This window comes from Subtercola lobariae, from assembly GCF_014640255.1.
Classification (GTDB): Bacteria; Actinomycetota; Actinomycetes; order Actinomycetales; family Microbacteriaceae; genus Subtercola; species Subtercola lobariae.
Genome location: NZ_BMGP01000004.1, coordinates 377,078 through 398,065 on the forward strand (window position 1 = coordinate 377,078; position 20,988 = coordinate 398,065).

Sequence of the window (20,988 nt, forward strand, 5' to 3'; positions counted from 1 at the left end):
GTTTCTTACGCGTAGAACGCGGGGCGTTCCGGGGCCTCGACCGCAATGATGCCACCATCGAGCGCCGCCACGCCGGCCTCGCAGGCAAGGGCGACACGGTAACCGTCCCACGAGTTCGGGCCGTCAACGAGCGTGCCCGCCGTCACGGCGTTCACCCAGCGCTGAATCTGCACGTCGTACGCCGATGCGAAACGAGTGACGAAGCTCTGGTGCTCGGCGATCTCGAACTTTCCGTCTTTCCACGTCTGCAGCCCCGACGGCTGACCGATGCGCGCCAGCCCCTTCTGAAAAACGGCCTCGGTGGCGACTTGGTAGCCGAACTGAATGCTGACGTTCATCTCGACGTCGACGAACACGCCGTTCTCGAGCTCCATCAGCACCAGAATCGGCTCTTTCAGATGCTCAGGCGAGAGCGAGTTGCGCTTCGGGTACTTGACCTCGACGGTCTTCACACCCGAGCCGGCGAGCCACGGCACGACGTCGAACTCGTGCACGACGGAGTCGGTGATCAGCATCGACTGGGTGTAGCTCTCGCCCACAGACGGGTTGCGGTGAACGGCGCGCAGCATCAGCAGTTCACCGGCGTCACCTGACGTGATCAGGTCGCGCAGCTTCTGATACTCGGCGTCGAACCGGCGCATGAAGCCCACCTGGATGTGGGGCTTATCGAGCTTCTGCTCGAGCTCCAAGATCTTCCACGACGATGCAGAATCGGGCGTCAGCGGCTTCTCGCACAAGATCGGCAGCTTAGCCTCGAGGGCCGGTTCGAGCACGGGCGCGTGAAACTGCCCCGGCGTCGCGATGAGCACCGCGTCGACCGCGCCGGCCGCGATGGCGTCTTCGATTCGGGTGAACGTCTGCGCACCGGGAGCATTGTTCGCGGCAGCAGCTGCGCGGCCGGCATCGGGCTCGACGACGGCCGAAACGACCGCGCCGCTGATGCGCTGAGTGATGCGAGAAATGTGGTCGGCGCCCATGAGGCCGGCTCCGACGACTCCGACGCGAAGATCTGTGGTCATGTTGTTACTCCTAGGTTCTGATTCGTGCGGGTCAGTGGATGCGCGCGTGCGAGGTGCAGCTGAAGATGTTCTCGCGGGTGCGGGTCGCGATGCCGAGCGGCAGGTCGATATCGGTGCCGTACATGTCTTGCTCCACGATTCCGAAGATCGAGGGGTCGAGTGCCGCGACAGCGTCGATGATCGGGCCGAGCTCGGGTACACCGGCATCCGTCGTGCCCGGCTCGCACATGATGCCCTCGGTGACGGCGGTGGCGAACGGAACGTCATTCTTCAGCACGTCGAAGAGCAACGAGGTGTCGACCTGCTTCAGGTGCAGGTAGCCGATGCGCTCGGGGTACGCCGCGATCAGCTTGAGGTTGTCGCCGCCGTAGTACGAGAAGTGGCCCGTGTCGAGGCAGAGGTTCGTGTACGCCTGATCGGTCTCGTGCAAGAAGCGCTCGACCTCCTTGTAAGTGCCCACGTGACTGTCGGCGTGCGAGTGGAACTGCTGCTTCACGCCGAACTCCTCGTAGAGCGCCTTGCCGAGCTTGTCGTGACCTGCGGCCAGCTTCTTCCAGTGCTCGTCGTCGAGGGTGCGTGCTTCGAGCACCTCTGAGGTCGAGTCGCTGCGCCAGAGGTCGGGAATCACCACGAGGTGCTCCGCGCCGAGCTTGGTGACCAGACCTGCGACCTCGAGGGCCTGGTCCCACGCCCGCTTCCACTGGTCGTCGCCCTTGTGGAACCCGGTGAACACCGTTCCGGCCGAGAGCTTCAGGTCACGCTTGCCGAGCTCGTCTTCTAGTTCACCAGGGTCGGTCGGCAGGTAGCCGAACGGCCCCAACTCGAGCCAGGTGTAACCGGCTTTCTGCACCTCGTCGAGAAACCGTTGCCACGGAATCTGGCCCGGGTCATTCGGAAACCAGACGCCCCACGAGTCGGGAGCCGTTCCGATGCGCATGCTGGTAGTCGTGATGGTGTCTGTCATTTTCTTGCCTCTCTCAGCCCAAAAGCTTCTTCTGTGACTTCTGCAGTTCTTCGTACTCCGCGCGGGCGGCCTGAGTGCTCTCGAGAGTCGAGACCTCGGCAACCGGCACATCCCACCAGCCTGCGCCGTCGGGCGCGTAGAGCAGCGGGTCGCTGTTGATGTGGATGAACGTCGATTTCGACGAGGCCTTCGCCACCGCCAGAGCGGCCTTCAGATCGTCGATCGCAGACGCTCCCGGTTCGACCTCGATGACATCGAGCCCGTAACTGCGGGCGTTCATCGCCAGGTCGACCGGCAGAACCTGCTCGCCCTGAAAGTTGCGAGCCGACTCGTCGTATTCGCGGTACCAGGTTCCGAACCTGTCGGAGCCGACCGTCTCTGACAGATGCCCGATCGACGCGTAGCCGTGGTTTTGAATCAGCACGACGATGAGTTTGATGCCCTCAGCGACCGCCGTCACGAGCTCGCTGTTCAGCATCAAGTACGATCCGTCGCCGACCATCACGATCACGTCGCGGTCAGATCCGTCGGCCAGCGCACCGCGCTTCGCACCGAGGCCGCCCGCGATCTCATAACCCATGCACGAAAAGGCATATTCGACGTGATAACCCAACGGGTCACGCACACGCCACAGCTTATGCAGGTCACCGGGCAGCGATCCCGCGGCCTGAACGATGACATCTTCTGGGGCGCTCGAAGACTGAACGGCACCGATGATCTCAGTCTGGCCGGGCAACGCGAGGCCCGAAGGCGCAAATGCGTCGTCGACCGAAGCATCCCACGCAGACTTTTCTGCCGCGATGTGTGCCGCGTACGAAGCGTCGATACGCAGGTCTGCCAGTTCGGTCGCCAACGCCTCTAGTGCCTCACGAGCATCCGCGATCACCGGCAGCTGGGTGCCGTGCTTATAGGCATCGAACGAGGCGACGTTGATGTTCACGAACTGCACGTCGGGGTTCTGAAAAGCCGTTCGTGAGGCCGTCGTGAAGTCGCTGTACCGCGTGCCGATGCCGATGATCACGTCGGCTTCGGCCGCGATTCGGTTCGCGGCGAGCGTTCCGGTGGCGCCGATGCCGCCGAGGTTCTGCGGGTGATCCCAGTTCAGCACTCCGCCGCCAGCTTGCGATGACCCGACCGGGATGCCCGTGGCCTCCACGAAGGCACGCAGCGCGTCTTCGGCGCTCGAGTAAAGCAACCCACCGCCCGCGACGATGAGCGGGCGCTTCGCGCCTCGAATAGCGGCGACCGCGCGAGCCAAGGCGCCGCGCTCGGGCAGCGGCCGGCGGATGTGCCATTCCCGGTCTTGCAAGAACTCCAGCGGCACGTCGAACGCCTCCGCCTGCACGTCTTCGGGCAGCGCGATGGTGACCGCACCGGTTTCGGCGGGGTCGGTCAGCACGCGCATCGCGGCCAGAGCGATGGAGTACAGCTGCTCGGGGCGCTGCACGCGATCGAAGAATCGCGAAAGGGGCCGGAACGCGTCGTTGACCGTAATTCCAATGTCGTGCGGCAGTTCGAGTTGCTGCAAAACGGGGTCGGCGACACGAGTTGCAAAGGTGTCACTGGGCAACAGCAGGGCGGGCATCCGGTTCGCCGTGGCAAGGGCGGCACCGGTGAGCATGTTCGACGCACCCGGGCCGACCGACGCGGCTGATGCCATGGTGGCGCGTCGGCGATGCATGCGCGCATAACCGACCGACTGGTGCACCATCGCCTGCTCGTTGCGGGCCTGGTAGTAGGGCATGAGGTCGGGCTGTTCCACGTTGAACTGCTTGAGCGCCTGGCCGATTCCGGCAACGTTGCCGTGCCCGAAGATGCCGAAGATTCCGGCGATCGTGCGTTCGCGGTGGTCGCCGTCGACCGTGTACTGGTGGCCGAGAAACTCGACAAGGGCCTGGCTGACCGTCATACGCTTCGTTGCCATCGGGGCCTAACCTCTTTCATTCGTGTAGGGCAGGCGCGCGTCGACGACCTGATCGTTCCAGCTGTTTCGTACCCAGGCGTGCGCGGGGTCGTCGCTGATCAGCCACGCGCGCACGTCTCCCGGCCCGGCCATCACATTGAGGTAGTAGAGGTCGTAACCGGGCGCCGCGACGGCGGGCCCGTGATAGCCGTAGGGCACCAGGGCGATGTCGCCGGTCTGCACTCTGGCGTTGATGTCGATCGCACCCGCGGGCGACGAGTAGGTGCTGAACATGCCGAACGACGCGCCGGGGTCGGGCGCCGCGGCACCATCCGCGCGCGTTGGCGCCGACTCGAAGTAGTAGATCTCCTCGAGCCGCGTCTCGCTGCCCGGCAGGTTCTCGTCGTGCTTGTGCGGAGGGTACGACGACCAGTTCTGCGAGGGAGTGATGACTTCGCAGACGATCAGTCGCGCGGCATCCAGAGCTTGAGGTGTGCCGAAGTTGTGCACCTGGCGACTGGATGCTCCGGCCCCCCTCAACTCGACAGGGGTCTCGGCCGCAGCAATGTACCGCGTCGGCCGAACGTCGGTGGTGGGTGACGTGCATACCGCGAACCGGCCCGAGCCCCGAACGACCGCAGTCGTCGACGCCGATAGGTAGAGAACATCGGTCGGGCCAGCGAAGACCGATGGCCGACCATCCAAGACCTGCTCAGACTGTATGCCGTTCTCGGCATACGACACCGTGAACGAGCCCGCGAGAGGCACGACGATGCGCTCGATGCTCGTCTCGGTGAGCTCGAGGCTCTCGCCCGCACCGAGCTCGGCGACACGGATGCCCGTGTGCGCCCAGCCCGGAGTCGAGGAGTCGACGACGCTCTGCCACCTGCCCTGGGCGAGTGCGCCCCTGGCGTAGAACCATCGTTGGTCAGTCATGTGGTGCTCCTGGAAGATGTGCCGGTGCTGATCGGAACGCGAGGGTCGATCAGTCGTTCTGCGGAAAGCCGAGGTTGATTCCGCCGTGGCTCGGGTCGAGCCAGCGGCTGGTGATGGCCTTCTGCTGCGTGAAGAACTTCACGCCTTCTGCGCCGTGAGCCTTGGTGTCGCCGAACAGAGAGTCTTTCCAGCCACCGAACGAGAACGTTGCAACGGGCACGGGAATCGGCACGTTGATGCCGATCATGCCGACCTGAATCTCGTTCTGGAAGCGGCGGGCGGCCCCCCCGTCGTTGGTGAAGATCGCCGTACCATTGCCGAACGCGCCCGAGTTGATGAGCTTCACGCCCTCTTCGTAGGTCTGCACGCGCACGATCGCGAGAACCGGCCCGAAGATCTCTTCAGTGTAGACGCGCGATGAAATCGGCACGTTGTCGATCAGCGTCGGGCCGAGCCAGAACCCGTTCGGGTCGCCGTCGGCCACCACGTTGCGGCCGTCGACGACCACCTTGGCGCCGTCTTCTTCGGCAATGCCGATGTAGGAGGCGACCTTGTCGCGGTGCACCTTGGTGACGAGCGGGCCCATGTCGCAGCCGCGACGGCCGTCACCCGTGCGGAGCTTGCCCATGCGTTCGACGATCTTCTCGATCAGCGGGTCGGCTACGGGCTCGACGGCGACGACCACCGAGATGGCCATGCAGCGCTCACCTGCCGAGCCGAAGCCCGAGTTGATGGCGGCGTCGGCCACGAGGTCGAGGTCGGCGTCGGGCAGCACCAGCATGTGGTTCTTAGCCCCTCCGAGCGCCTGAACGCGCTTGCCGTTCTTGGTTCCGGTTTCGTAGACGTAGCGGGCGATGGGCGTCGAACCGACGAACGAGATCGATTTCACTTCGGGGTGGGTGAGCAGACCATCCACTGCCTCTTTGTCGCCGTGCAGAACCGTGAACACGCCGGCAGGGAGGCCCGCCTCTGCCCAAAGCGCCGCGAGCCAGTTGGCCGCCGAGGGGTCTTTCTCGCTGGGCTTCAGCACCACCGTGTTGCCCGCAGCGATGGCGATGGGAAAGAACCAGGAGGGCACCATGGCCGGAAAGTTGAAGGGCGAGATGATTGCCACCACGCCGAGCGGCTGCTTGGTGGAGTACACGTCGATGCCGGTGGAGACCTGCTCGCTGAACTCGCCCTTGAGGTGGTGCGCGAGGCCGGTCGCGAACTCGGCGACCTCTTGGCCACGGCTGATCTCACCGAGCGCGTCGCTCACGACCTTGCCGTGCTCTGCCGTGATGATCTCGGCCAGCTCGCCCTTTTTGGCGTCGAGCAGCTCGCGGAACTTGAACATGATGGTCTGGCGCTTGGCGAGCGACGTGTCGCGCCAAGCCGGGAATGCGGCCGCTGCGCCGGCGATGGCGGCTTCGATCTCGGCCTGGTCGGCCAGAGCCACGTGCTTGGTCACGACTCCCAGCGCGGGGTCGTAGACGTCGCCGACCCGGCCGCTGTGCGAAGGGTACGAAGCACCGTTGATCCAGTGCGGAACGGTGGGCAGGTCGACGGCCACATCGTCGGTGGTGGTGTCTGGGTTCAGATCGATGGTGCTCATCGGTGATTCCTCAATTCTTGGATGTACGGGGCTGGTCAGAAGGGGGTGGGAAGACGTCGATCGGTACGGTCGTCAGCCGCGATCGCGATCGGTGGTCAGGAAGCGATCGCCAGCCCGGCGGGGTGCACCAAGCCGGCGGCGGTATCCACGGCTCCGGCGACATCTCCGTCGGGCGGGTACAACAGTGTTCGGCCCACGGTGAGCCCACGCACGCCGGGAAGCGAGAGTGCGTCTTCCCAGGCCGCGAAAGTCTCGTCGGGGTCGGCGCCGGAGTCGCCGCCGAGCAGCAGTGTCGGCATGGTGGTGGCTTCCATCACCCGTTCCATGTCTTCGACCACGGGCAGCTTCATCCAGGTGTACGCGCTGCTCGTGCCGAGGCCGGCGGCGATCGAAATGGAGAGAATCACGGCGTCTGGCGTGAGGTCGTTCACGATGCGGCCGTCGACCCAGTTGCTCATGAACGGCTCGAGCATGATGGGCAGACCGGCCGCCGCGGCCTCGGAGACCGCTTTTGTGGTGGCTTCGAGAGTCAGAGCGGTCATCGGGTCTTCGAGGTTGACCCGAATCAGGGTTTTGGCGAAATCGATTCCGGCGTTGACCATGGAGGCCACGTCGTAACCGGTGTAGCGGTCATCCATTTCGAATGTGGCACCACGCAGGCCACCGCGATTCATCGAACCGACGATGATCTTGTCGTCGAGCAGGCCGAGCGCGGCGAGGTCGTCGATGATGTCGGGCGTACCGAGAACGCCATCGACGCCGGGGCGACTCACCGCGATGGCAAGGCGTTCGAGCAGGTCATAGCGATTTGCCATGGCCGTAGAATCGCTGCCCACGGCGAGAGCGCCGCGAGCCGGATGATCGGCGGCGACGATGAACAGGCGGCCGTCGCCGCGCAGCACTTCTCTGCGCTTTCGGGCGGCGAACGCCTCGGCGATGGCTTCTGGTTTACTGGCTCGAATGTCGCGCAGTCGCGCGAAATCGAGGTGGCTGAGCGTTGACCCCATGTCAAACTCCCTGCAGAATAGCGTCGACCTCGGCGGTCGTGGGCATGGCGGTGGAGCATTCGCGGCGCGAAGCAACCAGTGCGCCGGCCACATTGGCGAAGCGAAGAATACGAGTGAGATCCCAACCCTCGATCAGCCCGTGACAGAGCGCCCCGCCGAACGCGTCGCCGGCGCCGAGGCCGTTGACCACGTCGACGAAGTAGGGCGGAACCTCGACGGTCTCGTCAGCGGTCTTCGCGAGCACCCCTTTCGGGCCTTGCTTCACGATGGCGAGCTTCACGCCGCGCTCGAGTAAGGCGTCGGCGGCCCGAAGAGGCTCGGTCTCGCCCACGGCTACTTCGCACTCTTCACGGTTGCCGACGGCCACGGTCGCGTGCTCGAGGGCGAGCGCGACTTGGGCCGTGGCCTCTGCCGGCTCGGCCCAGAACATGGGGCGGTAGTCGAGGTCGAGCACGGTGCGCTCGGCGCGGCCGCGAGCCGCGAGGGCCGCATGATGCGCAGACCTGCTGGGCTCCTGGCTCAGCCCGGTAACGGTGAGCCAGAACACCTTCGCCGACCGAACGGCGTCGAGGTCGAGTTCGCCCTCGGTCACGTTGAGGTCGGGAGCCTTCGGCTCGCGGTAGAAGTAGAGCGGAAAGTCGTCGGGCGGAAAGATTTCGCAGAACGTGACGGGCGTCTTCATGTCGGGGTCGGTGGCAACGTATTCGTTGCTGACTCCGAGCCGTTCGAGTTCACCGAGCAGGTAACGCCCGAAGGGGTCGTTGCCCACGCGCGAGATGAGCGAGGTGCGGCGCCCGTACCGAGCCGCTGCGACGCTGACGTTCGCGGCGCTGCCGCCCAGGTACTTACCGAAGGTCGACACGTCTTCGAGCCCGACGCCGTCTTGCAGCGGGTAGATGTCGACGCCCAGCCGGCCGATGGCCAGCACGTCGATGGGGATGATCGTGTGCGTCATACTCCGATGTACAACTTTCTCAGCTCGGGGGTGGTGCCGGCGGTTCGCCGTTGTTATGTCTTAACAATAGCACATGCGCGTTTTTCGTCAACACGTTCCACCCGCGATGACGGGCGTACAGCGCGAACAAAGTAGAGTGGTCGTAACATTGTTGCGACAATATGCCGTGTAGTCACGAATGTCTGATCAAAGGAGCTTCCATGGCGAACGACGACACCGTCTGGCCAGAAGAACTCTTTCTCGATCTCGACCGCACGGGCCCCATTCCGCTTTACTTTCAGGTCTCGTCGAGACTCGAGTCGGCCATCCGTACCGGGGTGATCGCCCCCGGCGCCCGGCTCGAGAACGAGATCGCCATCGGCCAACGACTGGGCCTCTCGCGGCCCACCGTTCGCCGGGCCATTCAAGAACTCGTCGACAAGGGGCTGCTCGTTCGCCGCCGCGGCATCGGCACCCAGGTGGTGCAGGGCACCGTCACTCGGCAGGTCGAGCTCACCAGCCTGTACGAAGACCTGCAGAGCGCCCACCACGAGCCCGGCACGCACGTCATCGAACACGACATCAGGCCCGCCACCGACGTCGTGGCGACGAGTCTCGGCGTGACGCCTGGCTCTGACGTGGTGTACATGCGGCGCACCCGCAGCACCGACGGCGTCACCGTCGCGATGCTCGAGAATTACCTGCCGCCTGAATTCTCTGACATCACTACCGCTCAGCTCGAAGAGCGCGGGCTCTATCAGATTCTGCGCGGCCGGGGCGTGACCATTCGCATCGCTCAGCAGAAGATCGGTGCTCGGCGGGCGCACAAAGAAGAAACCGAGTTGCTCGAGATCGACAAGGGCGGCCCCGTGCTCACCATGGAGCGTGTCGCGTTCGACAGCTCTGGTCGGGCCATCGAGTACGGCCATCACGCCTACCGCCCCGACATGTACAGCTTCGAGACCACGCTCGTCGCGAAGTAGCGCGGGCGCGGCGTCGTTCACGGGGCCGGAATCAGAATGTCGCGAACCAGCGCGTCGAGCTGCGCATCGGCGTCGAGAAACTGGCGCAGCGTCACGCGAGTGGCACCGAACGTGTCGAACTCTGCGGGGGTCAGCCCATCCACGTCGTAGGCACGACGGAATTCAGGCACCTTCTCGAGCAGGGTCTCGATGATGTGCGCTTCGACAGGAACGTCGATGCGATTCTCTACCGGCAGCCGGTTCTCGTTGATGCGCGCCTGCCAGTCGAACGGCGGTGACACCACGAGGTCGCCGCCCTGCAGCTCTGACCACTGCATGTAGTTGCGAAAGGCGGCCGAGAGGATGCGCGAGCGGTATCCGCGTTCGACGAAGACCGCGTGCGCCTTCTTCAGCGCCGCCACTCCAGCCCACTCGAGATACCCCGGGTCGACCAGAATGCGGTGCTTCTGCGTGTAGCTCTTGAGCCAATCGTCGAGCCGACCACCCATGATGGTGACCACAGAGCCGAATTCGCGCTCGGGCAGGCTCTCAGCGGCGCGGCGGTCGAGCCCGCGCTCGATCGCCGCAGCCGATTCGACGGCTTGCGCCACCGTGAACGACACCGTCACGTTGATGCTGACCCCGCGATAGGTGGCCTCTTCGATGGCGACGATACCCACCGAGGTCGCAGGGATCTTGACGATGATGTTCTCGGCGAGCCCGCTGAACCGCACGGCCTGTTCGACAAGAGCATCGGCATCGCGGTGCAGCCGCGGGTCGGTCTGAATCGAGAGCCGACCGTTGCGACCACCGCTCGCCACGAAGGCAGGATGCAGCTGCGCCGCAGCCTGGATCGACAACTCTTCGACGACCTTCCAGCCGATCTCCGATTCGCCGGAGTCGGGGTTCTCGGCGGCGAGTTCGGCGATTCGGGGACCCCAGACATCCAGGTGGGCCCGGATGGCCTGCAGAGCGATGACCGGATTGCAGGTCGCACCGACCGCGCCGAAGCCGATCGACCGCGACAACTCATCGGGATCGGCCGAATCGTTCCACAGAACGGTGGGTGTGGTCTCAGCGGCGACCCGAAGAGGGTCTGCCGTGACGGCCGGAGACAGAGTGCTCACGCGCTCTCACGCATCCTGTTCGTACTGAGCGATCTCGGCCTCGAGCTCGGCCATCGCCTCGCCACCGGCCATGAGGTCGGTGATCTCTTCACGGGTGCGCTCACCCTTGGCGAAGCTGTCGGCCAAGCGGCCGTGGATCAGCACCGCGAAGTTGTCGCCGACGGTCATGGCGTGCAACACGTTGTGCGTCACGAAGACGACGGCGATGCCCTTTCTGCGCGCCTGCATGATGATGCGCAGCACGTGCGACGCCTCTTTCACGCCAAGCGCCGCTGTGGGCTCGTCGAGAATGAGCAGCTTCGCACCGAAGTAGACAGCGCGGGCGATCGCCAGCGACTGACGCTCACCACCAGACATTCCGCCGACGAGCCGGTTGCCGTCGTTGATGCGGGTGATTCCGAGACCCTTGAGTTCACGAACCGAGATCTCGTTCGCCGTGGCCTTGTCGAACCGCTTGAACGGCCCCCAGCCCTTGGTGGGCTCGACGCCCACGAAGAACGAGCGCCCGACGGTCATCAACGGAAATGTGCCGCCGTATTGGTGCACCGTGGCGATGCCGTTGGCACTGGCATCCCGTGGGCTGTGAAAGACAACGGGCTGGCCGTCGATCTCGACCGTGCCCGTGGTGGGCGTGTGAAACCCCGAGAGAATCTTGATCAGGGTCGACTTGCCTGCGCCGTTGTCGCCGAGCAGGCAGAGTACCTTGCCGGGCTCGACCTGCAGCGTGATGTCGGCGAGGGCGTCGGTGCCCGCGTAGCTCTTACCGACGTTGGTGAGTTTGAGCAGTGGTTCGGCCATTTTCGTCACGCCTTCTTGATCTTCGGGGCCCGCACGCCGCTTGAGAGAGCGAGCTTGCGGAACGTGTTGTTCATGAGAACGGCGGCCAGCAATAGGGCGCCGAGAATGAAGCTGGCCCAGTCAGAGCTGAGCGACGTGGTGTAGATGCCCTGGCTCACAATGGCGAAGGTCAGCGTGCCGAGAATGATGCCGGGCACGGAGCCGTACCCACCGGTCAGCAGAACGCCACCGATGACTGCCGCGATGATCGAGTTGAACACGAACGACTGGCCGGTTGAGGTCTGCGCTCCGTTGTAGAGGCAGGTCTGAATGATGCCCACGAGAGACGCGCCGAGTGCGCTCATCATGAACAGCGAGATTTTCACGCGGGTGACCGGGATGCCCGTGGCACGCGCGCTCTCTTTGTCGCCGCCGATGGCGAAGACCCAGTTGCCGAACGGGGTCATCTGCAGCAGCCAGACGATCAACAGAGCCACGCCGAGCGCCCAGAAGATGGCAACCTCGAACTGACCGCCGATGAGGCTGCCGAAGAGGCCCTTGAAGAAGGGGCCCGGGTCGAGCGGAACGTTCGTGGTACCTGTGATCAGGCGTGAAAGACCGAGCGTGATACCGGCAAGACCGAAGTTCATGCCTAGGGTCACAACGAACGACGGCACGTTGGTGCGCGAGACGATCAGGCCGTTGATGAAGCCGGCCGCGGCGCCTACCGCGAGGGCCGCGACGATGCCGACGATCATCGGTGCGCCATAGGTGCCCGACACGATGGCCATGGTCATCGAGCTGGCGGCGAGCACCGAACCGACCGAGAGGTCGAGCTCTCCGGCGATCATCAGCAGGCCTACCGGAAGAGCGATGATGGCCAGCTCTGCGGCGACATTCAGCCAGCTGGCGACACCGCCGATAGAGATGAAGTTCGATCCGCCCAGAACCGTGAAGATCACGAAAACCAGAACGGTTCCGGCGAGCGCCCCTGTCTCGGGGCGGCGGGTGAGCCGGCCGAACGACGACTGAGTGCGAGGTGCGGGTGGTGCGGCAACCGGCTTGGTTACCTGCACCCCCGGAGAAGCGGCGATTGCCATGTGTCTAGTTCCTTACGTGAGAAGTCGATGGGCGACCGGTTGAGCAGCGGTAATGGGGGTGATGGTGCCGGGCCTCTGTGAGGGGCCCGGCACCCGTGTGGAGCGAATGGTTAGCGAACGCCTGCTGCCGAACCGGAGATCACGGCGGCGACATTGTCTTTCGTGATGACGGCCGGGCCGGTCAGAATAGGCTTGGTCGGCAGTTCGAGACCGTAGGCGACGTACTGCCAGAGCGCCGAGACGCTATAGAAGCCCTGTGCGTACGGCTGCTGATCGATGAAGGCAAGCTGAGTGCCGGCCTGAATGCGGGCATCCACCGTCGTCGAGTTACCGAAAGTGATGAACTTGGCGGTCGAGTTGGCCTGGGTGAGTGCGGCGAAAGCAGCCTCAGAGTCTGACCCGCCAACGGTGATGACGGCATCGATCGAGGTGTTCTGCTGCAGGTTCGACTTGATGGCCTGGGTCACGGCAGTGGCGTTACCGAAGCTCGTCGCAGGAAGCGCGAGTTCGCTCGACGTTCCGCCGGTTTCGGCGATACCGTCTTTGACGCCCGAGCAGCGGTCTTCGAGGTTGGTCGAGCCGGGAACCGTATTGACGCACGATGCGTTCTTCGATCCGGCCTTGCCCAGCGCCTCGCCGGCAGCCTTGCCTGCGAGGTACTCGTCGGTGCCGATGTAGGTCATGGCGCCGAGCTTGCTGGCCTGGTCCCACGTTCCGGCGTTGTAGATGATGACGGGGATGCCCGCGGCGATGACCGACTGGATGGCCGGGTCTTCTGCGGTGGGCACCCAGTCGGGAACGGCGATGGCACTGGGCTTCATGCCCAGAGCGTTCGTGATGAGCTGCGCAACATCCGGCCCCAGGTTGTCGTAGTTCTTGAGCGCGAGGTAGGTGACCTTCGCACCGGATGCTTCGGGAACCTTCGCTGCGTCGTCGATGCCGCGCTTGACCGTGGAGAAGAAGACGTCGTCTGAGGCGCCGCCGATGACGACGAGGTTCACGTTGGAGGCGCTGGTGCCTCCGGTCGACGAGGCAGATCCGCCGCCGTTCTGAGGCGAGCAGGCGGTGAGGGCCGCGACGGCGACAATTGCCGGCGTAACCAGCAGCACGTTACGCAGGCGTTTGCGGGTGGTGCCCGTGGGTTTGATGAGCTTCGAGAGAGACATATTCCCTGGGCTCCTTTCATGAGGGTCATCGGGGTAGCTGCGTTGCGAACCGAATGGATAGCTGCGTTGCTAACACCAGGGTGAGCTAACCGTAAAGCCCTTTAGATAAGAATGTCAAGACATTCTTACGACGGCATGTTCAATCGTGATGAGCCGGAGTGGCCGAGCTCCATGAGGCGCGCGCAGACGACAAGATGCGTTCTAGGGTTTCGCTGATGGCGGCCGATTCGCGCGCGGGCATCAACGGAGAGGAGATTCCGCCGGCCGTGATGACCCGTGCGGCCTCGGCGGCCTCATAGCAGAAGGCGTCGACGTCGCGGCGCAGAAACGAATCCAGTGAGTCGAGAACGGTTCCACGGGAATCGAGCAGAGTCAGCCGGGGTGAGAGATACCAGGGCGGATCGAATGAGAGGCTCCCCCTCGTGCCGGAGAGGCGCGCATTCGATGGAGCGTTGACGTACATGCTCGCCAGCAGCTGGGAGTAACCGCCGCGGCCGTTTCCGAGGGTGATGTTCAGGTGGGCATCCACACCGGTCCGGTCTTGCAAGCCCGTCACCGACACCGTGCTCGCCGGGCCGATGAGCAGCGAACTCAGTGAAGCCAGATAGATACCGCGGTCGCGAGCCACCCCACCGCCGAGCTCGGGCGAGAACATGTAGTTCGAGGGGTCGTACTCGTTGTAATCGGCGAGGTCTGCCGTCAGGGTGAGCGGATCACCGATCAGCCCTGCCTCGACGGCCAAGAGCGCAGACTGCATGAACGGCAGAAACCGTGGCCACATCGCCTCCATGATGAAGAGCCCACGCGCCTCTGACTCAGCGACCATCGCGTGCGCTTCGAGCGGATTCGCCGCGAACGACTTCTCGACGAGAACGTGCTTGCCGGCGCGCATTGCGAGCATCGCGCAGTCGTGGTGGAGGCTGGTGGGCGTGCCGATGTACACGATGTCGACGTCAGGGTCGGCCACCAGCTCTTCGTACGAACCGTGGGCCCTGGGTATGCCGTGACGCCGAGCGAAGTCTGCACTCTTCGAGGCAGTTCGAGAGCCGGCAGCGACGATCTGCTGCCTGGTCTGTGTGCGAAGCGAGGTCGTGAACTGCTCGGAGATGCTGCCCAAGCCCATGATGCCCCAGCGGAGCGCGGGGGCGTCTCGAGGATTCTCGACGCGAGATGCAGGGAGGCGGTGGGTGGCGTGTGCGGTCATTGCGCCGCCCGTGCGAGGTCGGCGAGCCAGCCCGCGAGGTGCGCGAGCACCGCGGGGGCCTTCGTCAGGTCGGCCGAGCGCGGGTCGGGCCCGAAGATGCCCCAGAGTGGATGCCCGGGGTTGTGTCGGTGGGTGCCATAGGGGTCATCGTTCGGGTCGACGGCGGGGTGGGCATCCAGTGCCGCAAGCTTGTCGAGGTGCACGAGGTCGGGCGCTGTCGCATACAGGAGAGTCGCTTCGAACGCACCCGCATGGTCGGGCGGCAGCGGGGCGTCGGGGCATCGATTCACTCCTGTGCCGACGACGGTGAGGGCTGACTGTGTCGCGTTCCACTCGGCCGTGAGGGCGTCGACCATGGCGAGTTGTTCGTCGGCGAAATGACCCGTGAAGACCACTGCGATGCGCACGCCGAAGTCGTCGAGGCGCCGAAGGGTGGCCGTCAGATTCGCGACGATCGCTTCTGGGCTGGGCATCATGATGGTCCACGGGTATTCGCCGTGCCCGCCACCCGTGCCCTGATAAACGACGGGCAGCACGATGCCGCCGGTGAGGCGGGCGGCGGTCTCGCACAGCGCCTGAGCGTTCAGCGCGTCGAGGCCGATAGGCAGATGCGGGCCGTGGAACTCGAGCGTGCCGAGGGGCAGGTAGGCGATAGGAGACGCGGCGATCGCCCGATCGAGCGCGCCCAGGCTCAGCAGTTCGGCGCGCACCTCGCTCCCCGCTCCCTCCGCACCCTCGTCGCTCCCCACTCCCTCAGCGGCGGGTGCGACGTTTCCGGACGAGAGCGACGTTTGCGCGGGTCGCTCTCGTCCGGAAAGCTCGCGCCCGCCGTTCCGCTCCGAGGGGTCGGGGGTCATTTGTAGTAGTTTCTGATCCACGCGTGATCGGCCAGCTGGGCGCGCAACTCCTCGGGAAACGGCTCACCATCGGAGTAGCCCACGTTGCGGGCGATATTGCGGCTACTGCTCATTCCGGCAATGACCGTCGAGACCTCTGGCGACGACAGCACATACTTCACCGCCGCCTCGGCGAGCGAGGAGTAGTACGGCGAAACGAGCTCTTTCAGCGCCTCGACCCTCTGGTACGTCTCAGTGAAACGCTCGCCGCGGAACATCTCTTTCTGCTGCGAACCGTCTTCCCACGAGTCGTAGGTCTCGGGCGTCCACAGCCCCGACAGCGAGCCTGAGTCGAAGGCGACGCGGTCGATGATCGCCGTGTCGGTGCTCGCACTCGCGGGAAAGAGCGCATCGGTCGGTCGTTGCTCGAACAGGTTGAAGATGACCTGGATCGAGTCGACCAGCCCCAGCTTCGCAATGTCGACGCCCTCATCGGGGCGGTAGTCGCGAATCGAGACGCCGATCTTGTCGACTTTGCCCTCGATCTTCAGCGCGTTCAGCGTTTCGAGCCAGTCGAGTTCGGTGCTGGCCGACGGCGCCCAGCAGTGCAGCTGCAGCACGTCGAGACGCTCGACTCCGAGGCGCTCGAGTGCGACATCCACCCCCTCGCGCAGGTACCACTCGGGGTAACGCCCGCGCATGATGGGGTCGTCGTTGTCGGGGTCGGGCCACCGCAGGGGCTGAATCTTGGTGGCGACGTAGACCTTGTCGCCTTTCCAGCGACGAAGCGATTCACCGATGACCTCTTCGCTGTGGCCAGCGCCGTAGAGCTCGGCGGTGTCGACGAAGTTGATGCCCTGCTCATAGGCCTGCAACAGCGCGCTGATCGACTCCTCGTCGTCGACTGTGCCCCACTGGCCGCCGAGCTGCCAGGCGCCGAACGAGATCTCACTGACGTTCCAGCCGGTGCGGCCGAACTTTCTGTACTGCATGGCTGTGCCTTTCGTCGTGCGCTTGCGGCCCGCTGTTCAGGCGGCGAGACCGTGAATGAGGAGGTCGTCGAGCGGGGTGCCGGCCTGGTAGACCCCGCCCAAGAGATGGGCTCCGTCGTCTGTCGCTTCGACTCCGGATGCCTCGAGCCCATCGCTGCCGTCGTGAAGTAGTTGCTCGACCGTGGCCATTCGCACGCGCTCACCCAGAACCTCGACGGTGACGACGAATCGTCTGCCCTCCGCCTCGATGCGCGGGTCGGTGAGGGTCACATCGAGCACGCCGTGGTGACCGTAGAAATGAACGGCGCCCGTGAAACCGAGTTCGCCGTGTTCAGATTCAGCGTCGGCACCGAACACGAATCGGCCGTCTTCTGCGCGCGACACCCCGCTGACAACCTCGACACGGCCGTCGGGAAGAGCTTCGACGTACGCCACGAAGCTCGGCTTGACGGCCCACTCGAGGCGCCGATGCGCGCCGGGCTGAACCGCCGGCGTCATGAGACGAACCGGATGGGCAACTTCGAGAAGCCGCGCACGAGTTGCTTCGTCCAGCGCTCGGGCGAACCGACGATGCGAAACTCGCCCTTCTGCACGAGCTCTTCGATCACGATGCGCGTGGCCAATCGAGCGAACGGTGCACCCATGCAGGCGTGAATACCGTCACCGAATGACATGATGCGGTTGGCCGGGGTGAACTCCCTTGTCAGGTCGAAGCTGTCGGGGTCGTCGTAGATGCGTTCATCCCGGTTCGCCGAACCTTGCAAGAACATCACTCGTGAGTCGTTCGGGATGACCGTGCCCGCAATCTCGATCTCTTCGGTCGTCTGGCGCGACAGATTCTGACCCGGCGTGTCGTAGCGCAGCGACTCTTCGACGAACTGCGGAATCATCGACGGGTTCTCGCGCAAGAAGCCTTGCAGCGCCGGGAACTTGTCGAGAATCGCGATGCAGTTCGTGAGCAGCGAGGCGGGCGCGTCGCTTGCAGCCGAGAGCACGAGGTGCGCCAGACCGCCTTGCTCGTCGAGCATCACCTTGCCGGCATGCACCGCGAGCAGAATCTGCGTGAACGCGTCGGTGCTAGTGGCATTCGCCCCCGCGTCGATTTCGGCGCGCCGCTCGGCGAAGCGCTCGGCCAGAATCTCTTCGGTTTCGCGATTCGCCTCCGCCGCATCTTCTGGCACGCCGAGATGCCCGACGATGCGCACCATCGCTCGCAACAAGTGCTCAGAGAACGCCTCGTTGTCGCTCTGGGGTGCACCGAGAAGCGAGATACCCATACCGATTCCCATGGGAATGGCGACCTCGGTGGCGAAATCTCCGCCGCCGTCGCGGTGCAGTGAACCAACGAGTTCGCGAGTGAACTCACGCACGCCGTCTTCTTTGGCCAGAACCTCGCGGGCCGAGAAGGTGCGCCGAACCGCTGCGCGCAAGGCGGTGTGGCGCGGGGGGTCGAGGGCCACGAGCATCCCGTTGCCGTATGAATCGTGCGTGCCGTCGATGTCGTTGCCGAGCCGGTTCGAGAGCCGTTCGTGGTCGCCGAGGCTGGCGCGCACGTCGGCGTAACGCGACACGATATAGAGGTCGCGGTCGGCGTTGTAGTAGACGGGCGCCTTGTCACGCAGGCGGCGAAACAGGTCGTACGGGTAGTCGTAGTCGGCATACGAGAGCGGGTCGTAGTGCACCGTGAGGTTGCCCGGAATAACGAGGTCGGGCACGTGCACCGAGGTGGTGATGCTCATCGGGCTACCGCCGCAACGTCATCGAGGTCTGCGTCAGCGTCAGCGTCTGCATCGAGCCCCGCGACGAGGTTGCGCACCCACTCGAGCGCGGTATCGTTCGGCAACGACCCGTCGCTCGCGTCGTGGCGCCCATAGTCGCCCACCCGGGTGGCGCCGAGCGCGGTCAGGCGCTCGTCGATGCGCTCGCTGCCCCGGCTGTAGGTCTCGTACGAGCTGTCGCCGAGGCCGAACATGGCGTAACGGATGCCCGTCAGATCGGGCTGCTCGGCATCGAGCACCTCGGCAAACGGTACCGCGCTGGCCGGCAGGCCGCCGTCGCCGTGGGTCGAGCAGACCACCAGGTAGAACGCGTCGGCCGTCAGCGTGTCGAGCTCGACGTCGGTCATGTCGATCGATTGCACGTCGTTGTCGGCCGAGAGCTCGTCGACCAGGTCGTCGGCGACCGTTTCGGCGTTGCCCGATTCGGTGCCGTACAGAATGACGAAGTTCATCGGGTCTCCTTTATCAATTGGGGTGAGGTGTGAAGCGCCGCCTCGACGTCGGCGATGATCGCGTCGGCCACGGTTCGGGCGTCAGCGCGGTTCGCCGGAATCGTTCCGACCGGCCCGCGGCGAAACCAGCCGACGCAGTAGAGCCCGTCGGCCAGACGCCCATGCTCGAGATCTGCCGTTGGCGAGGCGATGGCGTCACGGCGCAGCAGCGCTCCGGCCGTTTCGGTGAAGCCGACCGCCGTGCACACGGAGTCGGCCGCGAGTTCGAGGGTCGCCGGGAGGGCAGTGGGGTCGGTGGCGCGAAAGGTGACCCGTTCGACGCGTTCACCACCCGATACCCGGTCGGGCGTGAACCCGAAGTGAAAGGCCACGGTGCGGGAAGCGGTGGCGGGCGAGCCGTCGACCAAATCACGAATTGCGGCGGCTTTCGCCTGATCGAGGGTGGGAGCATCCGGTGTCACCGCAGAGGCTGGCGGCTCGGCCGAATCGCTCGTGAAGCGCACGTCGGGCAGCTTCGCCAGCTCTTTGATCATGGCGACGTCGAATTTCGCAACCCCCGCGGGGGATCGACCCACCACGTCGATGTGCTCGAGCGGCCCGGCGGTGAGCGCGGCAATGACGTCGGCCGTGACCCCGTGCGAGGCGAGAACCTCGGCCGAGGTCAGCATCAGCCGCACCAGGTCGGCAGCGACGTTTCCGTTGCCGACGATCACCGTGCGCCGGCCGATGTGAAGCCCTTCGGTGCTTTCAGCCGGATGCCCGTTGATCAGTCTCGTCAGACGCCCCGAGCCATAGACGCCGCTCGGCACAGGCGCACTCGCATCCGTCTGAAAGCTATCGATCACCCGGTCTGCCCAGAGCCCGGTTGCAAGCACCACCACGTCGAACTCGGCCTGAAGCTGCTCGAGGGTGATGGTGGTGCCGATGTCGGTTGCCCCGACGAACTGCACGCGATCGCGAGCGAACAACCGGTCGAACTGCTTGGCGATGGCTTTCGTGCCGAGGTGATCGGGTGCGACGCCGTAACGAATGAGCCCATACGGGGCATCGTGCCGGTCGTAGATGACGATCGAGGCGTCGGGCCAGCGCTTGCGCAAGAACTGGGCGGTGTAGCACCCGGCCGGGCCTGCCCCCACGATTGCGACTCGCGGAGCCGCGGGCGCGGCGGGTGCCGCGGCGGGCGGTGTGGACGCGGCCGACAGTGGGGCCTCGGCGGGTTGTGCGGCCCCGGGCGCTGCGGCCTCGGCGGGCGCTGCGGCCTCGGCGGGTGTAGCGGTCTCGTTCACCACCAGTTCTCCTGAGTCTGTGAGAGCCGAGACGGTGACTGCTGCGGCACGCGGGCAAAACTAACAGCGGCGCCGAATCGGCTGAGAGGGTCAGCCGACATTCGCAGCAGGCTGAACGGCATTGCAGACAAGATCGCCCACGAGTGGTCTGATTTTCTAGACAAGTTGAGCAACAATAGACGGGTGACCAGCTTCGTTGTCGAGCATGATTCGCCCCTCACCGCGTGGGGGCAAGTGCAGCGCGACCTGCGGCGGCGCGTCGAGCGCCGCGAGTTCGCCCCGGGCAGCCGCATACCCTCCGAGGCCGAGCTCGTGGCCCACTACGGCGTGAGCCGCGTGACCGTTCGGCGCGCCATCGAGGCGCTCGCGACCGACGGATTGCTTCGCACCCGCCGCGGCTCTGGCACCTTCGTGACCGAGGGCACCGACATGCTTCGTTACGACGTCGATCTCCTGCGCCCCTGGCGAGAACAGCTGCTCGCCACCGGTCATGTGGCGCGCTCTCAACTCGTCGAGACGACCGAACACGCTGTCATTCCCGGCGAGCTGCGCCGCGATGTCGAATACGACTCCCCCGACGACGTTCGCTTCGGATTGCACGTACAGCACGTCGACCAGGTGGCCATCGCAGTGACAGAGTCGTGGATGCCCGCCCCGACCCCCAAATCTGCCCGCTCTGCCCTCGTGAGCGCCACCAGCTCGGTGCGAATCGCATTCGCGTCGCCCGCGCAAGCCGAACTGCTGGGGTCGTATCGCGACGCTGCACTGCTCGAGGTGACGACGTGCAGCCGACTGCGCGAAACGGGTCAGCTCGTCGAACTGGCCCGCACGTCGTGGCTGGCCGGTCGCGTGCGATTCACCTACGGACGCTCGCTGACGCTCGCGAACATCGACATGTCTGAGCTGCTCGACGCCGGGGTGACAGGCGCTCGCTGAGATCGATCGGTCTGC

20 protein-coding genes are annotated in these 20,988 nt (G+C 65.0%); 2 read left to right on the top strand and 18 right to left on the bottom strand.

Annotation, left to right across the window (positions count from 1 at the left end):
* Positions 1-5 precede the first annotated feature (5 nt).
* From IEX24_RS12765 to iolC, 7 genes are all read right to left on the bottom strand, one after another.
* Positions 6-1,019, bottom strand: a complete 1,014-nt coding sequence (locus IEX24_RS12765) for a Gfo/Idh/MocA family protein (protein ID WP_188678863.1) — start codon at positions 1,017-1,019, stop codon at positions 6-8.
* Positions 1,020-1,050: 31 nt separating this feature from the next.
* The gene (locus IEX24_RS12770; protein ID WP_188678865.1) at positions 1,051-1,983 is read right to left on the bottom strand and encodes a sugar phosphate isomerase/epimerase family protein; all 933 of its coding nucleotides are present in this window, start codon (positions 1,981-1,983) and stop codon (positions 1,051-1,053) included.
* A gap of 13 nt (positions 1,984-1,996) precedes the next feature.
* Positions 1,997-3,907 (bottom strand): 3D-(3,5/4)-trihydroxycyclohexane-1,2-dione acylhydrolase (decyclizing), encoded by a 1,911-nt coding sequence (gene iolD / locus IEX24_RS12775; protein ID WP_188678868.1) that lies wholly within the window; start codon positions 3,905-3,907, stop codon positions 1,997-1,999.
* 6 nt (positions 3,908-3,913) lie between these two features.
* On the bottom strand, positions 3,914-4,822 hold the full coding sequence (gene iolB / locus IEX24_RS12780) for a 5-deoxy-glucuronate isomerase (protein WP_188678870.1): 909 nt from the start codon (positions 4,820-4,822) through the stop codon (positions 3,914-3,916).
* A gap of 49 nt (positions 4,823-4,871) precedes the next feature.
* Complete coding sequence (locus IEX24_RS12785) at positions 4,872-6,416, bottom strand: CoA-acylating methylmalonate-semialdehyde dehydrogenase (RefSeq protein WP_275411917.1); 1,545 nt, start codon at positions 6,414-6,416, stop codon at positions 4,872-4,874.
* Between the two features lie 95 nt (positions 6,417-6,511).
* Positions 6,512-7,423 carry a class I fructose-bisphosphate aldolase gene (locus IEX24_RS12790; protein WP_188678873.1) on the bottom strand — a complete coding sequence of 304 codons (912 nt, stop codon included), beginning with the start codon at positions 7,421-7,423 and terminating at the stop codon, positions 6,512-6,514.
* 1 nt (position 7,424) lies between these two features.
* Positions 7,425-8,378: a 5-dehydro-2-deoxygluconokinase gene (gene iolC, locus IEX24_RS12795; RefSeq protein WP_188678875.1), complete on the bottom strand. Its 954-nt coding sequence runs from the start codon at positions 8,376-8,378 to the stop codon at positions 7,425-7,427.
* Positions 8,379-8,578: 200 nt separating this feature from the next.
* Here iolC and IEX24_RS12800 point away from each other — a divergent pair, with 200 nt between their 5' ends.
* The gene (locus tag IEX24_RS12800) at positions 8,579-9,340 is read left to right on the top strand and encodes a GntR family transcriptional regulator (protein WP_188678877.1); all 762 of its coding nucleotides are present in this window, start codon (positions 8,579-8,581) and stop codon (positions 9,338-9,340) included.
* Positions 9,341-9,357: 17 nt separating this feature from the next.
* Here IEX24_RS12800 and IEX24_RS12805 read toward each other — a convergent pair whose 3' ends face one another.
* The 11 genes from IEX24_RS12805 to IEX24_RS12855 form a co-directional block, all read right to left on the bottom strand.
* Positions 9,358-10,446, bottom strand: coding sequence for a transaldolase family protein (locus tag IEX24_RS12805; protein ID WP_229715283.1), 1,089 nt, complete (start codon positions 10,444-10,446; stop codon positions 9,358-9,360).
* Between the two features lie 6 nt (positions 10,447-10,452).
* Positions 10,453-11,244: an ATP-binding cassette domain-containing protein gene (locus tag IEX24_RS12810; protein WP_188678878.1), complete on the bottom strand. Its 792-nt coding sequence runs from the start codon at positions 11,242-11,244 to the stop codon at positions 10,453-10,455.
* A 5-nt stretch (positions 11,245-11,249) separates the two neighbouring features.
* Positions 11,250-12,323, bottom strand: coding sequence for an ABC transporter permease (locus IEX24_RS12815; protein ID WP_188678880.1), 1,074 nt, complete (start codon positions 12,321-12,323; stop codon positions 11,250-11,252).
* A 110-nt stretch (positions 12,324-12,433) separates the two neighbouring features.
* Complete coding sequence (locus tag IEX24_RS12820; protein ID WP_188678882.1) at positions 12,434-13,489, bottom strand: substrate-binding domain-containing protein; 1,056 nt, start codon at positions 13,487-13,489, stop codon at positions 12,434-12,436.
* Positions 13,490-13,628: 139 nt separating this feature from the next.
* On the bottom strand, positions 13,629-14,693 hold the full coding sequence (locus IEX24_RS12825; RefSeq protein ID WP_188678884.1) for a Gfo/Idh/MocA family protein: 1,065 nt from the start codon (positions 14,691-14,693) through the stop codon (positions 13,629-13,631).
* Positions 14,690-15,550, bottom strand: coding sequence for a creatininase family protein (locus IEX24_RS12830; RefSeq protein ID WP_188678886.1), 861 nt, complete (start codon positions 15,548-15,550; stop codon positions 14,690-14,692). The genes IEX24_RS12825 and IEX24_RS12830 overlap by 4 nt, the downstream gene beginning before the upstream one ends.
* Positions 15,547-16,521: an aldo/keto reductase gene (locus IEX24_RS12835; RefSeq protein WP_188678888.1), complete on the bottom strand. Its 975-nt coding sequence runs from the start codon at positions 16,519-16,521 to the stop codon at positions 15,547-15,549. Before IEX24_RS12835 ends, IEX24_RS12830 begins: the two co-directional genes overlap by 4 nt.
* Positions 16,522-16,557: 36 nt before the next feature.
* Positions 16,558-17,019, bottom strand: coding sequence for an HtaA domain-containing protein (locus IEX24_RS12840; protein WP_188678890.1), 462 nt, complete (start codon positions 17,017-17,019; stop codon positions 16,558-16,560).
* The gene (locus tag IEX24_RS12845) at positions 17,016-18,260 is read right to left on the bottom strand and encodes a cytochrome P450 (protein WP_188678892.1); all 1,245 of its coding nucleotides are present in this window, start codon (positions 18,258-18,260) and stop codon (positions 17,016-17,018) included. Before IEX24_RS12845 ends, IEX24_RS12840 begins: the two co-directional genes overlap by 4 nt.
* Complete coding sequence (locus tag IEX24_RS12850) at positions 18,257-18,751, bottom strand: flavodoxin domain-containing protein (RefSeq protein WP_188678895.1); 495 nt, start codon at positions 18,749-18,751, stop codon at positions 18,257-18,259. The genes IEX24_RS12845 and IEX24_RS12850 overlap by 4 nt, the downstream gene beginning before the upstream one ends.
* Positions 18,748-20,040: an FAD-dependent oxidoreductase gene (locus tag IEX24_RS12855; protein ID WP_188678897.1), complete on the bottom strand. Its 1,293-nt coding sequence runs from the start codon at positions 20,038-20,040 to the stop codon at positions 18,748-18,750. Before IEX24_RS12855 ends, IEX24_RS12850 begins: the two co-directional genes overlap by 4 nt.
* Positions 20,041-20,220: 180 nt before the next feature.
* Here IEX24_RS12855 and IEX24_RS12860 point away from each other — a divergent pair, with 180 nt between their 5' ends.
* Complete coding sequence (locus IEX24_RS12860; RefSeq protein WP_188678899.1) at positions 20,221-20,973, top strand: GntR family transcriptional regulator; 753 nt, start codon at positions 20,221-20,223, stop codon at positions 20,971-20,973.
* Positions 20,974-20,988: the final 15 nt, after the last annotated feature.